At 49.9% G+C, this 15,737-nt stretch carries 14 protein-coding genes; 10 read left to right on the top strand and 4 right to left on the bottom strand.

What is annotated here, in order from left to right:
- Positions 1–274: 274 nt before the first annotated feature.
- Positions 275–1,300 (top strand): alpha-hydroxy-acid oxidizing protein, encoded by a 1,026-nt coding sequence (locus GA520_RS00170; RefSeq protein WP_163337011.1) that lies wholly within the window; start codon positions 275–277, stop codon positions 1,298–1,300.
- Between the two features lie 35 nt (positions 1,301–1,335).
- Here the strand turns inward: GA520_RS00170 and GA520_RS00175 are convergent, their stop codons facing one another.
- Positions 1,336–2,637, bottom strand: coding sequence for an amidohydrolase (locus GA520_RS00175; protein ID WP_163337012.1), 1,302 nt, complete (start codon positions 2,635–2,637; stop codon positions 1,336–1,338).
- Positions 2,638–2,913: 276 nt separating this feature from the next.
- Between GA520_RS00175 and ychF the strand changes: the two genes are divergently transcribed.
- From ychF to GA520_RS00220, 9 genes are all read left to right on the top strand, one after another.
- Positions 2,914–4,011 (top strand): redox-regulated ATPase YchF, encoded by a 1,098-nt coding sequence (ychF, locus tag GA520_RS00180; protein WP_163337013.1) that lies wholly within the window; start codon positions 2,914–2,916, stop codon positions 4,009–4,011.
- A gap of 36 nt (positions 4,012–4,047) precedes the next feature.
- Positions 4,048–5,067 carry a 3'-5' exoribonuclease YhaM family protein gene (locus GA520_RS00185; RefSeq protein ID WP_163337014.1) on the top strand — a complete coding sequence of 340 codons (1,020 nt, stop codon included), beginning with the start codon at positions 4,048–4,050 and terminating at the stop codon, positions 5,065–5,067.
- Between the two features lie 17 nt (positions 5,068–5,084).
- Positions 5,085–6,107: a DNA polymerase III subunit delta' gene (gene holB, locus GA520_RS00190; RefSeq protein ID WP_163337015.1), complete on the top strand. Its 1,023-nt coding sequence runs from the start codon at positions 5,085–5,087 to the stop codon at positions 6,105–6,107.
- A 69-nt stretch (positions 6,108–6,176) separates the two neighbouring features.
- Positions 6,177–7,079, top strand: a complete 903-nt coding sequence (locus tag GA520_RS00195) for a regulatory iron-sulfur-containing complex subunit RicT (RefSeq protein WP_163337016.1) — start codon at positions 6,177–6,179, stop codon at positions 7,077–7,079.
- 45 nt (positions 7,080–7,124) lie between these two features.
- Positions 7,125–9,065 carry a methionine--tRNA ligase gene (gene metG, locus GA520_RS00200; protein ID WP_163337017.1) on the top strand — a complete coding sequence of 647 codons (1,941 nt, stop codon included), beginning with the start codon at positions 7,125–7,127 and terminating at the stop codon, positions 9,063–9,065.
- Between the two features lie 54 nt (positions 9,066–9,119).
- Positions 9,120–9,419 (top strand): YggT family protein, encoded by a 300-nt coding sequence (locus GA520_RS00205; RefSeq protein ID WP_163337018.1) that lies wholly within the window; start codon positions 9,120–9,122, stop codon positions 9,417–9,419.
- An 82-nt stretch (positions 9,420–9,501) separates the two neighbouring features.
- The gene (locus GA520_RS00210) at positions 9,502–10,365 is read left to right on the top strand and encodes a DivIVA domain-containing protein (RefSeq protein WP_163337019.1); all 864 of its coding nucleotides are present in this window, start codon (positions 9,502–9,504) and stop codon (positions 10,363–10,365) included.
- Positions 10,334–10,687 carry a DUF167 family protein gene (locus GA520_RS00215; protein WP_163337020.1) on the top strand — a complete coding sequence of 118 codons (354 nt, stop codon included), beginning with the start codon at positions 10,334–10,336 and terminating at the stop codon, positions 10,685–10,687. Before GA520_RS00210 ends, GA520_RS00215 begins: the two co-directional genes overlap by 32 nt.
- Before the next feature lie 26 nt (positions 10,688–10,713).
- Complete coding sequence (locus tag GA520_RS00220) at positions 10,714–11,406, top strand: triose-phosphate isomerase family protein (RefSeq protein ID WP_163337021.1); 693 nt, start codon at positions 10,714–10,716, stop codon at positions 11,404–11,406.
- A 37-nt stretch (positions 11,407–11,443) separates the two neighbouring features.
- Here GA520_RS00220 and GA520_RS00225 read toward each other — a convergent pair whose 3' ends face one another.
- The 3 genes from GA520_RS00225 to GA520_RS00235 are packed head-to-tail and all read right to left on the bottom strand — an operon-like array spanning position 11,444 to position 15,641.
- A complete protein-coding gene (locus GA520_RS00225) occupies positions 11,444–13,138 on the bottom strand; it encodes an AarF/ABC1/UbiB kinase family protein (protein WP_163337022.1) in 1,695 nt (564 codons plus the stop codon).
- The gene (locus GA520_RS00230) at positions 13,135–14,022 is read right to left on the bottom strand and encodes an HDOD domain-containing protein (RefSeq protein WP_163337023.1); all 888 of its coding nucleotides are present in this window, start codon (positions 14,020–14,022) and stop codon (positions 13,135–13,137) included. The genes GA520_RS00225 and GA520_RS00230 overlap by 4 nt, the downstream gene beginning before the upstream one ends.
- Complete coding sequence (locus GA520_RS00235) at positions 14,019–15,641, bottom strand: diguanylate cyclase (RefSeq protein ID WP_163337024.1); 1,623 nt, start codon at positions 15,639–15,641, stop codon at positions 14,019–14,021. The genes GA520_RS00230 and GA520_RS00235 overlap by 4 nt, the downstream gene beginning before the upstream one ends.
- Between the last annotated feature and the right edge of the window lie 96 nt (positions 15,642–15,737).

The following is a 15,737-nucleotide window of genomic DNA, read 5'->3' on the forward strand; positions in this document are numbered from 1 at the left end:
GGTTGCGGGGGAAGTGTCCTCAGCTGTTTTTTTGTTTGTTCTCAGGTCGGGTGTAATTGTAAGTATAGTATAGGAAATTGATGTAATGTTCATGGGAAATTCGGCAAGTAGCCCTGAAAAGGGAAACAACGGACCTGGAATGCTTGACGTATGTATTTCTGGAAGGTATTGGTGGTAGAAGAGACAGACGTTTTCAGGGATTGAGGGTAGCCCACTTGAATAAGAGAGTAAGCGCGTACATATTTTGTTTTTTTGAGGGATGAAGGAGAAGAATATGGAAGAGATTTACAGCAGGGCGAAAAAGTTGATGAAAGGATATTGTCGGGTATGCCCTGTTTGTGACGGCAAGGCGTGTGCCGGGGAAGTTCCGGGAATGGGCGGTCTCGGTACCGCTGCCTCTTTTAAGGCGAATGTCGGAGCCCTTTCAGGGTACCGCTTCAATATGCAGTTGCTTCATGATGTAAAAGAGCCGGATGCCTCTGTGACCATGTTTGGTAAGAAACTTGCTCTGCCGGTGTTGGCGGCACCGATCGGTGGAGTCTCCTTTAATATGGGCGGAGGCATACCCGAGCAGGAATATGTCAATGCCATTATCCAGGGGTGTATCGCCAAGGGTACTCTTGGTTGTACAGGCGACGGGGTTCCTGAGTTTATTCATCTTTCAGGTTTTCAGGCTATTGAGGGTGCGGGTGGAATGGGCATTCCTTTTGTCAAGCCCTGGGAAGAGCAGGAGTTATTTGATAAGCTTGAGAAGGCGCAGGAGACCGGGGCCGAAATAGTGGGTATTGATATTGATGCTGCCGGTCTTGTGACCTTGAGGCAGATGGGCAGGCCGGTAGGGCCCAAAAATGCAGACGAGTTGAAACAGATCCGTGAGGCGGTAAAAGGCAAGCTCATCCTTAAAGGGATTATGACCGTGGCGGATGCCAAAAAGGCTGTTGATTGCGGTGCCGACGGTATCGTTGTTTCGAACCACGGTGGGCGGGTGCTCGATTTCACACCTGGTGCTGCAGATGTGTTGCCCCAGATCAGCTCAGCAGTTAAAGGCCAGGTTGAGATACTTGCAGACGGTGGTGTGCGGACGGGTGGCGATGTGCTGAAACTTCTGGCACTCGGTGCCGATGGGGTGATGATAGGGCGACCATTTTCTGTAGCTGCTGTGGGTGGTTTAAAGGATGGTGTTGAAAAATATCTTGAAAAGATCGAGCTCGAACTGCAACAGGCCATGGTTCTGACAGGCACGCAGTCGGTGGCCGATGTAGAACCGTCGATCCTGCATCAGAAGCATTTGATCGTATAATCCTGGAGGGAGGGAGATCCCTCTCTCCAGGTCTTTTACCCCTGTTTTGTTACGGTTTCAGCAATGGTGCGGACCTTGTCGAGCGTCTCGTGAAGGTCAAAGGAGAGGATTTTCCGTTCGTGCATCACCAGTTGGCCGTTAATCATGGCGGAATAGACATCGCCACCGCTTCCTGCGTAGGCCAGCAGGTCGGGGCTGTAGAAGGGGGTGAGGTGTGGACAGTCGGTATCGATGACGATGATATCCGCCTTGTATCCTGTCTTCAGCTTGCCCACCTTGGCAACTCCCAGGGCATTGGCCCCGCCGGCAGTGGCGGCTCGCAGTACCTGGCGGGCCGGGAGGCTGGTAGCGTCGAGTGTCTTTAGCTTGTGAAGCCGTGCAAGCATCCCTATTTCCCTGAACATATCGAGACCGTTGTTCGAGGCACAGCCGTCGGTGCCAATCCCGACCCCGATATTGTGGTTCATAAGTTTCTGGATTGGGGCAATGCCTGAACCAAGTTTGAGGTTACTTTGGGGGCAGGTGATAACTGCTGAACCGGTCCCGGCCAGCAGCCTGATATCCCGATCTGAAAGCCAGACCATGTGGATAAGCGTACAGTTTTCATCCAGGATATTCAGCTCATGCAGGTGCTGAAGTGGGCTGTCTCCTCGCAGACCGATTATCATCTCCTTTTCCAATCTGCTCTCAGCCAGGTGTGTGAAGAAGCGTACACCTTGCTTATCCGCAAGTTCCTTGGCCCGTCTCAGGGTGTCCGGTGAACAGGTGTAAGGTGCGTGGGCGAAAACAGCTGGTGTTATCAGACTGTTTGTCTCCTGCCATTTGTCGAGAAAAAGGGCGACTGCCTCGATATTTTTTTTTGGATCGGGGACAGAAGGCGCGGGAAAGTCGACGATTCCGTGACCCACCACCGCTCGCATACCACATTCACTGAGCGCCCTGGCCGCCTCGGAAGAGAAGAAGTAGGCGTCCGCCACACAGGTTGTACCTGAAAGGATCATCTCTGCCGCCGCAAGCCGCGTGCACCAGTAGACCGTCTCCGGATTGGCATGGGTTGCCTCTGCCGGGAAGATGTGATCATGCAGCCAGGCTTCAAGAGGCAGGTCGTCGGCAAGACCTCGAAACAGGGTCATGGCACAATGGTTATGTCCGTTGACAAGACCAGGCATGAGCAACTTCCCATTGCAGTCTATCGTGGTTGTATCCGGTACGGGATCCAGTTCATCCATGGAACCGGTGGCTTGAATATGCTCCCCCTGGGTTACCAGATAACTGTGTGGAATGGGGTCACTGTCGGTGTCGGTAAGCAGGGTGGCGTTGGTAAAAAGTGTCTGCATGTTGTTCTCATAATTTTTGTCGGCGGTGAAGGCGGATAGCGCGAAAACGTGGGCGTTTTTGCCGCATTCCGTGTATTATGTCCGGTTTTGCAGGATCTTCACCCTTTAGTGATACACCATGCGGTGGAAATCGTGCATATTTTTTGTAATTATTATACCCGGGAAAGAGATGGCAACAGTGTTGCTGGATATTTCTTGTTTCGGGTGTTTCTCAAATGATTACCGGGCAGGTTTCGTTATAATACAACTGTCGGGCTTAACAGGGAAGGTGTTGTCGTGGGATTTCGTTGTGGTATCGTCGGTTTGCCAAATGTCGGTAAATCAACTATTTTTAATGCATTGACTGCTGCGGGTATCGACGCGGAAAATTACCCGTTTTGTACCATAGAACCCAATGTGGGGGTTGTACCCGTTCCGGATAAAAGACTGGACGTCCTGGGTGATATTGCCGGGACGCGTAAGATTGTTCCTGCCCAGATGGAGTTTGTCGATATTGCCGGGCTGGTGAAAGGTGCGAGTAAGGGAGAGGGGCTGGGCAACCAGTTTCTCGGCCATATTCGCCAGGTTGAAGCAATTGTTCACGTTATTCGCTGTTTCGAGGATGAGAACGTTACCCACGTGGAAGGGACGGTTGATCCCGATCGCGACCGGGAGGTGATTTCAACCGAACTCATCCTGGCAGATCTGGACAGTGTAGAAAAGAAGCTGGTGAAGGCCCAGTCCATGTCCAAGTCCGGGGATAAGGAATACAAGGCTCAGGCCCTGTTCCTGGCCCGTCTTCGGGATCATCTGGATGAAGGGCAGCCAGCCCGGAGTGTTGAGATAACGGACGCCCGGGAAAAACTGCTGCTGCGTGAACTTTCCTTACTTACGGCAAAGCCGGTACTCTATGTCGCCAATGTGAGTGAGGAGGACGGATTGACCGGTAATGCCCATGTGCGAAAGCTTGAAAAGGCGGCGGTGCAGGAGCATGCAAGTGTCGTAATGATAGCCGGCTCGATTGAACAGGAGTTAAGCCAGCTGGATGCTGAAGAGCAGGAGGAGTTCCTGCTGGAGTTGGGCATGACGGAGCCTGGACTGAACCGGCTGATAAAGGCCGGTTACGAATTGCTGGGGCTCCAGACCTTTTTAACCGTTGGTGAAAAAGAGACCCGAGCCTGGACCATCCCGGTGGGAACCAGGGCGCCAGGTGCGGCTGGCAAAATTCACACCGATTTTGAGCACGGTTTTATCCGCGCAGAAGTTATTGCCTATAATGATTATGTTACCTGTAACGGTGAGAACGGTGCCAAGGAAAAGGGTCTCATGAGGGTTGAGGGGAAGGAGTATGTTGTTGCGGACGGTGACTGCATGCATTTTCGTTTTAATGTCTAACCCGATTTCTAGGCAGCTAAAGGGCTATAGGGTGATATGAAGACAGTCTTTATTGAGCAGCTTCGGGAAGGAGACCGGTTTGAGGAGCTGTTTCTGATAAAAAGTGCACGCCTGGGGGAAACCAGGGCGGGTAAACCCTACCTGGTGCTCACCGTTATGGATAAAAGCGGTGAGTTGGGTGGTCCCATCTGGGACAATGCAGAGCAGCTTTCAAAAAACTGCAGCCCTGGTGTCTTTGTCAGGATACGGGGTCAGGTTACTTCATACCGGGATAATCTGCAGCTGCGGATAGACGACCTCAAACCTGTGCCGCGGGCGGATGTGGATATGGCCGATTTCCTTGAGGCCTCCCGGTATAATCTTGATGAGATGGGGGAAGAGGTACGAAAGATGTGCCGTTCGCTTTCCGACCCTTTCCTGAAAAAACTTCTTCTTCTTTTTTTCAATACGGAAGAGTTCTGGCAACGATTTAAGTCGGCACCGGCGGCAAAGGGTATTCATCATGCTTACATTGGCGGTCTGCTTGAGCATGCATTATCGATGGCCCGTGTTGCGGACATGCTGGCCAGCCATTATCCCGGGGTGGATCGTTCACTGCTTATAGCCGGTGCTTTGCTTCATGATGTGGGCAAGGTAGAAGAGCTCTTTGTAGAAAACGGTTTGATCGATTACAGTGCCAAGGGGCGCCTGAAAGGACATCTGGTTATCGGCAGCGAGATGGTGGGGAGAGCGGCCGCAGGGATTAAAGATTTCCCTGACGACTTACTTACACGACTACAACACCTCATTCTGAGTCATCACGGACGGTTGGAGTTTGGATCGCCGGTGTTGCCAATGATGGTGGAGGCCTTTTTACTCCAGTATGTTGATGAACTTGATTCCCGTATGAACATGCTGGAACAGTTGCGCCGGAAGATGGACAGTAAGGAAATGAGCTGGTCCGAGTACCAGCGGGTTCTCGAAAGGTATCTCTATCTCAATATGCTTGAAGAGGAAAAAAAAGAGGAACAGAAGCAGGAACCGGATGCTGCGGTCAGGCAGCAGTCTCTCTTTTAATGTTTACTACCTGAATTATGAGCGGTTATCCCGGACTTTGTTACAGCACGGTTATCGGCCAGGAAAAGGCGGTTGAGTTTGTTTCGAGGAGCCTGCAATCGGAACGGGTTCCCCATGCCTTTATCTTCAAAGGGCCTGACGGGGTAGGCAAAAAATTGTTTGGCCGCGGACTGGCAGCTGCCCTGAACTGCCGGGATCTCTCCAGTGTGTATGCCTGCGGTCATTGCAGCTCGTGTAAAAAAATCCTGGCGGATAGTCATCCCGACTCTGTCGTTATTACACCTGATAAAGGTATGATAAAGATCAACCAGGTTCGGGAAATGATAAAGCTGCTTGAGTTTCCACCGTATGAGTCACACTGGCGTGTCGTTTTGCTTGAGGATGTGCATACCATGCGACAGGAAGCTGCCAACAGTCTGCTCAAGACCCTTGAAGAACCGCCCGAGGGTAATGTCCTGATCCTTACTGCGGATATCAGCAGGGAATTGCTGACCACCATATCTTCACGTTGCCAGGTGGTTCCGTTCTATAATCTTGAGCCGGATGATACCGCAGATATACTGTGCTCCAACGAGCCGGATATGGATCAAAAGACGGCCCGCCTTCTTGCCCGGTTGTCTGAAGGGAGCCCGGGAAGGGGGATAGAGCTGTATCGGGCGGATATGGTCGACCTGTTCAGGCGTTTGATAACAGTTGTGAGCGATACGGAGATTGACGGTGATCGTGATGTTCATATATTGCTCAGTGCCGCCAGGGAAATGGCTGATAAAAAAGAACAGTTATTCCCGTTTCTGGGGCTTTTCCGCCTCTGGTTGCGCGACTTGCTTTTTTCCTGGTACGGTCTCGGTGAAGAAATAGGCTTAGGGGGCCTGGGGCTTGAAACTGGCCGGGTGCCGAAATGCTGGAGTTCTGAAGATCTTTTTGCTAAACTGCGTGCTGTTGACCGGGCGGAGCTGGAACTGCGAAGAAACTGCAATCGCATGCTGGTGTGTGAAGTGTTGCTGTTTAAACTTCATGCTGCTAGCCGGTCATTTCTGTAATATCAGAATGTTATTGATTTCCCTATGATGGGATGTTCCCCGGATGAATGGGGTGTAGAAGGATAATATATGTCGGAGACAGGTACTTCGGAAACAGATAAGGAACACAAGGACGGGGAAAAGCCGAAATTGTACCGGATACGTTTTCGTCAGGACGGACAGATGTTCACCGCTTCCTCTTTTCTTGATTCCATGCCTGCGCATGGAATCGTAATGGTCAAAACTGATCATGGCCTTGAGCCTGCAACGGTATCGGGTGCCGCCCCTTTGTCAGGTTGCTGCAACGAGTCGAGCCGTGGCAGTTACGAGATCGCACGCCAGGCCAATCGGGATGAGGCGGAACGGTACGGTGGACTCGCCGCCTTTGAAGCCAGGGCCTTCGATATCTGCCTGAACCTGATCGAACGGCATAAGCTGGAAATGAGACTGGTACGGGTTGAGCGATTTTTTAACGGCTCGAAAATGATATTCTATTTCACTGCCGATAACCGGGTTGATTTCCGTGGATTGGTCAAGGATCTTGTTCAGGAGTTCCGTACCAGGGTGGAGATGCGCCAGGTGGGTGTTCGTCATGAAACCAAGATGATCGGGGGGGTCGGAACCTGTGGGCGTGAGCTATGTTGCTCCTCGTTTATCCGAAAATTCGACTCCGTTTCCATCAAGATGGCCAAGGAACAGGACTTGCCCCTTAATCCTTCCAAGATTTCAGGTCTCTGTAACCGACTGCTCTGCTGCCTGACCTATGAATATGATTCCTACCGTCAGCAGCGAAAAGGCATGCCGAAACCGGGAAAACGTATTCGGATTGATGGTGAACAGTACAAGGTGAAACGCCAGAATCCGCTGCAACAGACCATCCTGGTTCTGAACAGTCAAGGCGAGGAACAACTGTTGCAGGAGCACCAGTGGCAGAATTATGAGACGATCCGGGTCGACAAAGGCCCGAAAAAAGAGAAAAAAAACAAGGAATAGTGCTGGGATTACTGCACCTCCCATTTTTGAGGCTGGTTTATACCTATGACGACATACATAACAACCCCCATTTACTACGTGAACGCTCAGCCGCATCTGGGGCATGCCTATACCACAATAGTCGCTGATACCTACAGCCGTTTCTGCAGGCTCCGGGGGGATGAAGTCCGTTTCCAGACCGGTACGGATGAACATGGTGATAAAATCGCAGAAGCAGCGGCCCTTGAAGATGTGGAACCCAAAGAGTATGCCGACCGGATAAGCGGTATGTTCCGTGATACCTGGCCTCTGCTGCACGCTAAACCGGACAACTTCATCCGTACCACTGATGAAGACCATATCCGTACTGTCCGGGAGATCCTGCAGAAGGTCTATGATAAGGGTGATATCTATTTCGATGAATACTCCGGTTTATACTGCCGTGGTTGTGAGCGCTTCTTGACGGAAAAGGAGCTGGTTGACGGTAATTGCCCAGATCATCAGCGTCCGCCCCAGGAGATTGCCGAGCAGAACTACTTTTTCAGGATGTCCAATTACCAGCAACAGCTTATTGATCACATCAAGGATAATCCAGAGTTTGTAACCCCGGAGAGATATCGTAATGAAGTCCTTTCATTTCTCTCGGAGCCGTTGGAGGATTTATGCATATCCCGGCCCAAGAGCCGTCTCACCTGGGGCATCGAGCTTCCCTTTGATAACAATTTCGTCACATATGTCTGGTTCGATGCCTTGATCAACTACCTGACAGGCCTTGGTTATCCCTCGGGGGAAAAATATGATACTTTCTGGCCGGTTGCAGAACATGTTATTGCAAAGGATATACTCAAACCGCACGCAATCTATTGGCCTACCATGTTGATGTCCATGGAGGTGCCGCTGTACAAAAAGCTGCATGTGCACGGGTACTGGAATGTGGATGATACCAAGATGTCCAAATCAATCGGCAATGTGGTCCGACCGGCGGAACTTGTCGAAGCGTATGGGGTTGATACACTCAGGTATTTTACACTCAGGGAAATGTCGTTCGGCCTGGATGCCTCTTTCTCGAGTCAGGCCATCGTGGCTCGCCAGAACTCCGACCTGGCGAACGATATCGGTAACCTGTACAGCCGGTCGATCGCCATGCTGAAAAAGTACCATGGTGGGACAATACCTCAGCCAGGCGATGAGGAAGAGGTAGATCGTGACTTGCGTGAGCTGGCTGAGAGGGTGGTGCAGACCTATCAGGAAAATATGAGCATCTTCCAGTTCCAGAAGGGGCTGCAAGCGGTTTGGGAGCTTGTCAGTCAAGCCAATAAATATATCGTTACCAATGAACCATGGGCTCTTGCCAAGGACGAGGCGAAAGCCGTCCGTCTGGCCACAGTCATGTATAACGTCATGGAGTCCTTGCGCCTGCTGACCCTTGTATTGCGACCGGTCATGCCGGAGACTGCTGCAAAGATGACCACAGGGTTAGGGTATGGCGAGGACGACCCTGCTGTTTCACTCCTGCCGGAAGGTGGTTTCTGGGGGGTGCTCAAGCCGGGAATGAGGATTCAGAAAATTGAGCCATTATTTCCGAGAATCGATGCCAAAAAGCATATGGGCTCGGAAAAACAGGAAAAACCGAAAAAGAAAAAGAAGGAAAATGTTGCTCCAGTTGAGCTAGAAGGACTTATCAGTTTCGAATCGTTCAAGGAAGTTGATATTAGGGTTGCTGAGATAAAGGCGGCGGAAAAGGTGAAGAAGTCAGATCGCCTGTTGAAATTGACGCTGGCTGTTCCTGAAGAAAGGACAGTTGTTGCGGGGATTGCCGAATATTATAGTCCGGAGGATCTCGTTGGCTTGAAAGTGCTGGCGGTTGCCAATCTTAAACCTGCAAAACTTATGGGAATTCCATCCCAGGGTATGGTTTTGGCTGCCAAGAGTGTGGTGGATGGCGAGGAGCGTCTGGTATTGACCGGAGTTCTGGGTGATGCACCGGTTGGCACAAGGATTTCTTAAAGGTTTTCAAAAGTTGTATAGCGAATCGGATAAACCACAAAGTGGAGAGAACGAATGTTAGTAGTAAGTAATTTTTTTATGACTCTGGCCAATATCATCGATTTCATCTTGATGGCATATATGTGGATCATCATTGGCCGGGCTATTATTTCATGGGTTAATGCGGATCCGTATAACCCTATTGTTCGTTTCCTGTACGAGGCGACAGAGCCTGTTCTGAGCCGGATACGAAAAATGTTACCGGTGAGTGTCGGGGGAATTGATTTTTCACCTATGATCCTCATCGTCGTTATTATGTTTCTTCAGAGTTTTGTGGTGACGACACTGAAACAATTTGCCATGGGCATGGGTTAATCTGCCAAAAAAAAATAATAGCGATTATTCATTTCGTTAAGCTGGTTTTGACAGCTAATATTATCTTTACGGAGCCTTTATTATGTCAATCACTCCACAAGCAATTAAAGATCAGGAATTTCAGGTAAAGTTCAGGGGTTATGATGCTATTGAAGTCAAGGCGTATCTGGAGTTACTGGCGGAGGAATTTTTCGAACTGCACGAGACCCGCAGGAGGCAGGAGGAGGAATTTGAGGAGCTGACAGAGGCCAACCGGAAGCTGAAGGAAGAAAAGGACGAACTTTTCATCCAGTCGAGTGAGCGTGAAGGGGATTCGGAAAGTGATAAAAAACTGATCCGTGAAAAGGATCTTGAAATTGGCAGCCTGAAAACAAAGATTGCTGAACTTGAATCAGCTTCTGAAGAAGCGCAGCAGGATCTTGAACATCATATCGGTGAGTGGGATGAGCGGGAGTCTGAGTTAAAGGAAAGAATCCAGCATCTTGAGGAACAGTACCGACAAGAGCAGGGGGCTACAAGCGAAGCACGAAATGATGCGGACAAACTGCGCGATAAAATCTCCATGCTGGAGACCCAGCTAGAGACCTTAAAGAAAGAAGAAGTGGATTTCAAATCCACCATTGTCGCAGCCCAGAAGTTTGCTGATGATGTGCGTGCCAAGGCTGAAGAAGAGGCGACTGCCCTCCTGGAAGAGGCACGTGAGGATGTGGAGTCATTCCGCCGTGAAGCAGAACAGACACTCGCCGACCTGCCTCTTGAAATTGAAGAGCTGAAGGAGAAAAAGACAAAGGTTCGCGAAGAGTTGCGGGGTATACTCAACTCCTATCTCAAACACCTTGAGGATATGGAGGATGTTGAGGAGCCCTCAGATGTTGAAGAGTTGTCGGACCTGTTTCAGAGCATCAACCTGACTGATGAAGAAAACGGCGAACCGAACCGGGAGTGATACTTCAGATTATGCCGTCCTTCCCTGCCTGAAAGAGGGTGGGGACGGGTCTCTGCTGTTGGCCGTGCATGTTCAGCCGAAGGCCTCACGGGAGGCTGTCTGCGGTCTGCATGGTGAGAGGCTTAAAATCGCACTGACCTCTCCCCCGGTTGATGGGAAGGCTAATAAGGCACTTCGGCTCTTTGTGTCCTCATTTCTTAAAACAGCAAAGAGTAATGTGGAATTACAGTCGGGGCTGTCGTCGCGAAAAAAAATTGTAAAGATACAAAACCTCACCTATAAAGAGGTGGTTACGAGGCTGGAAAATATTTTGTCTACCTGAAGTCAGCTGCAAAGAGGGAGAATGTCGTGCGCAAATATATTGTCGGTAACTGGAAGTGTCACAAGAGTTATGATGAGGCAAGGCGATGGTTCGATGAATTTGCAGCGGGTTATTCTCCCGTGGAGGGAGTGGAAATTATCATCGCCCCTTCTTTTATCTGCCTGGAAAATCTGTCCCGGTATCTGAAAGATCTGAAGCTGGAAAACGTCTCCCTGGCAGCCCAGGATATTTCACCCTTTCCAATGGGCGGCTATACCGGTGCGATCGCTGCTGACATGGTGAAGGACTTTGTTGATTATGTGATAGTCGGCCATTCTGACCGGCGACGCTATTTTCATGAAACCTCCCAGGATGTTGCCAACAAGGTGGGCGAGGCCGTGGATGCTGGCATTCAGCCGATTGTCTGTGTCGACCAACCGTATGCCATGTCCCAGCTCATGGCCCTGGCCGATATTGATGTCGAGCACCTGATTATCGGTTACGGACCAGTGGAGGCCCTCAATTTCCGCATACCTGAATCCCCCGAAAAGGTGGCTGAATCGGTAACCTTTATCCAGAATATTCACCCCGATAAAATTGTCATATACGGTGGCTCACTTCATCCGGATAATGTGACTCCTTATCTTGAATTGGAGAATCTCTCCGGCCTTTTTGTGGGGGCATCAAGTCTGATTGCTGCCGATTTTTTGAAAATATGTAACAAGGCGATGGTGTCCTGAGATGTTTTTGGGCAAGCACAAAGTAATGAATGACTGGTTACTTCCGTTTTTTCGGTAGCAGGAACGAGACGATAAAACCGGCGGTGTTGATGCCTGCGAAGATCAGACCGAATAGTCCGAGAGTGCCGAGGAAGCCAGGTTTTCTGGAAATGGAATCGGCCAGGATAAGAATTGAGGAGCCGACGATGAGGGCCGCGATAATCATGGACATCCCCATGATTCTACTGGAAAGATCTATCTTGTCAACAAGGTGCTCAAGTCGCCGCAGTTCGAGATTGAGCGTGAACCGGCTGTGCCTGAAATGACCAAGGAAACGTTGTAAATCCCCAGGAAGATCTTCAAACAATTCCAGGTATCCGTTCAGTGTTTTCAACGACCTTTTTTTTATTGCCCGTAACCCATACCGTTCGATGATGATTTGCTGGATGCGTGGTTCAACGTGGGCGAGTACATCAAACGAAGGGTCGAACTGTTCGGCCATTCCTTCAATGGTGGTCAGGGCCTTGGTGAGCAGGATGAGATCACCGGGGCATTTGATCTGGTACTGTTGCAACATGGCAAAGAAGTCAGAGAGCAGGGCAATGATGTCGATCTGGCCGAGATCCAGGCCCTGGAACTGGCTGATCAGGTGCTGGAGGTCGGTTCGGAAGTCACGACGGTCGGTTACAGCCGGGTCCGCATCTGTCAATTCATTGATAACCCTGCATAACTTGTCGATATCACCACGAATGACCGAGGCGACCAGGTCGATGAGATGCTCGGTGGTTTGTCTGTCGAGTTGACCGGTCATGCCGCAGTCGATAAAACAGATGGTGTTGTCATCCTTTAGGAATATGTTGCCAGGATGCGGATCTGCGTGGAAAAAACCATATTCTAAACACTGGGCAAAAACAGCGTCGGTGGAGACTGCAACGATGTTTTTCCGCTCTTCCGTGGTCAGGTCACTGGGGTTGAGTGTAGAGAGAAGTCGCCCCTTTATTTCTTCAAGGGTGAGGACATTACGCCCCGTTGCCTGCCAGTATACCTCGGGAAAGGAGACGGTGTCGTCCTTTTCAAAATAGCGTTGAAGTCTCTCTGTCGCGTGCCCTTCATTTACCAGGTTGATCTCTTTGAGCATTTCTCTCGAGAATTCCTTCGCGACAACAGTTGGGCTGTAGCCGAGATCGGAGAAATACTGTTCCATAAGCTGGGACATGGATTTGAACAACGACATGTCCTCTTCGACCAATTGCCGTGTCCCTGGACGCAGGACCTTGATGACCACATTGCTTCCGTCCCTGAGAACAGCCCGGTGTACCTGGGCGATGGAGGCGGCGGCAAGAGGCTCTTCGTCGATATCTTCGAACAGTTCCTCAAGCTGGCCGCTGAATTCCTCTTTCAGGACTTTATGGATCTCGGCGTAGGGAAGGCTGGCGCATCTGTCCTGAAGCTTTTTTAACTCCTCAGCCCAGGAGGGAGGTATCAGGTCGGGTCGGGTTGATAAGATCTGGCCAAGTTTAATAAACGTCGGTCCCAATTCTTCAAGGACCATACGTATACGTACCGCCCGAGGCAGGTGTGCTGTTCTGGCAGCGACTGTGGTTTCTACATCTTCTTTGTGGACGATATCAAGTAACCGGTAAAGGCCGGTGTCAAGCACAACCTGCTGGAATCCGAATTTAGAGAGCACCTTGATGATCTCGGCAATTCGTCGGGTGTTGCGGATGGTTTGCGTGATATTGCCAATTTTCATGCAGACATCATAATATCGAGTACCGGTTGGTCCCGCTTCCGGTCTTCATGAAGTTGCTCGTACCATCTGCCCAGCTCAGTGCTGTCCCATGGCAGGTTGTTTTCGATCCACAGCTCTCTGCTCTCTGGCATGAAATCATCGAAAATGGTGGTGACGTCATTGCCATCGAGGCCGTCAGGACTACAGTGCATGAGTGATAGCATATCCGCCATCTGGATGATAATTGGATAAGCACGGTAGTTGTCAGCTTTTTCAGGTTGGTGATGATAGCCGGCGGCCATGATGAGTTTTTCGGGGAACAGCCATTTATTGAGAATACGCAACCCGATGGTGTCGTGACTTATCGAGAACTCTTCTTTTTCCCGAACCACAGAGCGGAATTGATATGGTTCTGTCAGCTCGTAAAACAGCGCGTAATCACATGGGAACGTGATGAGCATGGCCAGTTTACCGATATCGTGAATAAGGCCCGCGATAAAGAGCTCACTTGGGGATAACTTGAGATGTTCACCAATCAGCTTGGCAGCGAGACCGCAGGTGAAGCTGTGTTCCCAAAACAGGTCGATCGATTCGCGGTTGAGGTTGAAATTCTGAAATGAATTAAACACTGCCTTGCCGAGCACAATGTTGCGAATCTCTTCGAAACCGAGAACGACAACAGCCTGTTCAATCGAGGCGACGTTTCTCGGGATGCCGAAAAAGGCAGAATTGGCGATTTTCATGATGGTGGCACACATGGACGGGTCAGGAAGAACAGCCTGCATCAGATCGTTGGCTGAACTCTCAGGGTCACCCGTTACGGTCATTACTTTGTTCACTGTTGCCGGTAATGCGGGAAAGTTGTCTACCTGTTTGTAAATTTTCTGGGTTTGCGAGTTGGTCATATGCGTAATTCCGGATGACTGGAGATCAGGTCCGACCGGGTCTGTTTTATCAGGTCGGGATCAATATCGAGAAGGTTTTTATGTTCAATAATGTCGAGAAGCTTGAGGACCAGAAACGGATCGAATTGTCTTCCGGATTGTTCCTTTAATTCGGAAAGGATTGATTGCGGAGAGAATTTTGGCCGGTAAGGTCGCTCCGCATCCATGGCGGCAAAAGAATCGATAACATTAATAATCCGTGAACCCAGGGGGATTTCGTCACCCTGAAGCCCATCCGGAAAACCGGAACCATCGTACTTTTCGCTACGGGTAAGGAGGATGGAGCGTTCCTGGTCAAAATAGCTGAATACTTCAGTAATCTCAGCTATCTTGTATGGAAGATCCTTGAGTATTTTCCGGTCCGCCTCATCAAGTTGAACCGGTTTGGAAATCAGTTCGTTATGCATGAGAAGCCGGATACTCGCCTGAATTGTTATCGCGTTTTGTAACGTCTCGATCACTGGTTGGGTGAGGCCGAGTTGTTTGCCGAGCAGGTTGGTATACCAGGCAACCTTGTCAATATGAACCCGGTGTTCTTCACCGGCGATATCGCGTGCCAGGAGTTGCAGTGAGGAAATGGCGGATTTACGAGTTCTTTCAAGTAGCCGGCTTATGGTCAGCTTGAGTTCGTTGAGACTTCCCTCCCTCTGTCCCTGATAGATCGATTTATTATCCTGTGGTTCGTAGACACAACTTCTGTTTCTGCCACTGGCTTTGGCGGTATAGAGCGCTGTCTCGGCGATATTGACAAGTTCGTCGCCGGTAACAGGTTGGTGGCTTACGGTGTTGGCAATACCGATGGAGATAGTGACCTTCCTGGAAATGTCGTTTCTGGAAAACGGTTTGGTTATACAGTTATGGCGAATTTGTTCCGCTGCCTGTTTGGCTGTAGCCAGGTCGCAATCCGGCATGAGCACAATAAAATCACCACCGGTGAAGCGGAAACAGATGTCGTTTTCGCGGGTTGAACCTGTGAGTCGGGCAGAGAGCTCATTGAGGACAAAATCACCGTAGCTGTGCCCATAGGTCCTATTGAGTTCATTAAAAAAGTCGATGTCAAGGACCAGCATGGACATTGGTTTACTCTCGCGAAGAGCTTTCTCGAATTCCTGATGAAAGGTCTTGTTGAAGTGATGTCTGTTATAGAGGCCGGTCAGGCCGTCATGGGAGGTAAACCAATCGAGGAAAGTGTCGTGACTCTGCAGATAGCCGGCATGCTCTGAACTGAGCTTGGAAACTTTTTTAAGAAACTGGATCTTGGCCAGCAGGTGGTCATGCGCGACAGGTTCTGCCAGGTAATCCAACAGATTAGTATTAGTTCCGTTCAGCAGCGCGATTGGTACTTCCTGCAGGCTATCGAGAAGAAGTACAGGGATGGTTGGGGTTGAAAGCAGTTCGCTATCTGTAGAAAAGAAAAATCCTTCTGACTGTCTGAAGATTACGAGAAAAGGTTTTGGCTCCAATAGTTGCCCAGGCAACTGGGTCGCATGAATTACATTGTAGGATGATTTTGTCAGGATAGTGCTGTATTTGTCGGCTTCAGCCTTCTCCCTGGAAATAAAAAGTATGGTGGAATTCATCCTTTGCCTGAGGGTCTTTAAAAATTAGTAATAAGCTTTCATGAACTGGTATTTATATCAAAAGTATAACTTTTTACGATTACTAAAATCAAATTA

The sequence above is a fragment of the Desulfopila sp. IMCC35008 genome (genome assembly GCF_010646885.2).
Classification (GTDB): domain Bacteria; phylum Desulfobacterota; class Desulfobulbia; order Desulfobulbales; family Desulfocapsaceae; genus Desulfopila.

Coding starts and splice junctions, on each gene's coding strand:
- GA520_RS00170 (WP_163337011.1), top strand. CDS start 275: ATGGAAGAGATTTACAGCAGGGCGAAAAAGTTGATGAAAGGATATTGT.
- GA520_RS00230 (WP_163337023.1), bottom strand. CDS start 14,022: ATGACCAACTCGCAAACCCAGAAAATTTACAAACAGGTAGACAACTTT.
- GA520_RS00205 (WP_163337018.1), top strand. CDS start 9,120: ATGTTAGTAGTAAGTAATTTTTTTATGACTCTGGCCAATATCATCGAT.
- metG (WP_163337017.1), top strand. CDS start 7,125: ATGACGACATACATAACAACCCCCATTTACTACGTGAACGCTCAGCCG.
- GA520_RS00210 (WP_163337019.1), top strand. CDS start 9,502: ATGTCAATCACTCCACAAGCAATTAAAGATCAGGAATTTCAGGTAAAG.
- GA520_RS00195 (WP_163337016.1), top strand. CDS start 6,177: ATGTCGGAGACAGGTACTTCGGAAACAGATAAGGAACACAAGGACGGG.
- GA520_RS00175 (WP_163337012.1), bottom strand. CDS start 2,637: ATGCAGACACTTTTTACCAACGCCACCCTGCTTACCGACACCGACAGT.
- GA520_RS00235 (WP_163337024.1), bottom strand. CDS start 15,641: ATGAATTCCACCATACTTTTTATTTCCAGGGAGAAGGCTGAAGCCGAC.
- holB (WP_163337015.1), top strand. CDS start 5,085: ATGAGCGGTTATCCCGGACTTTGTTACAGCACGGTTATCGGCCAGGAA.
- GA520_RS00185 (WP_163337014.1), top strand. CDS start 4,048: ATGAAGACAGTCTTTATTGAGCAGCTTCGGGAAGGAGACCGGTTTGAG.
- GA520_RS00225 (WP_163337022.1), bottom strand. CDS start 13,138: ATGAAAATTGGCAATATCACGCAAACCATCCGCAACACCCGACGAATT.
- GA520_RS00215 (WP_163337020.1), top strand. CDS start 10,334: ATGAAGAAAACGGCGAACCGAACCGGGAGTGATACTTCAGATTATGCC.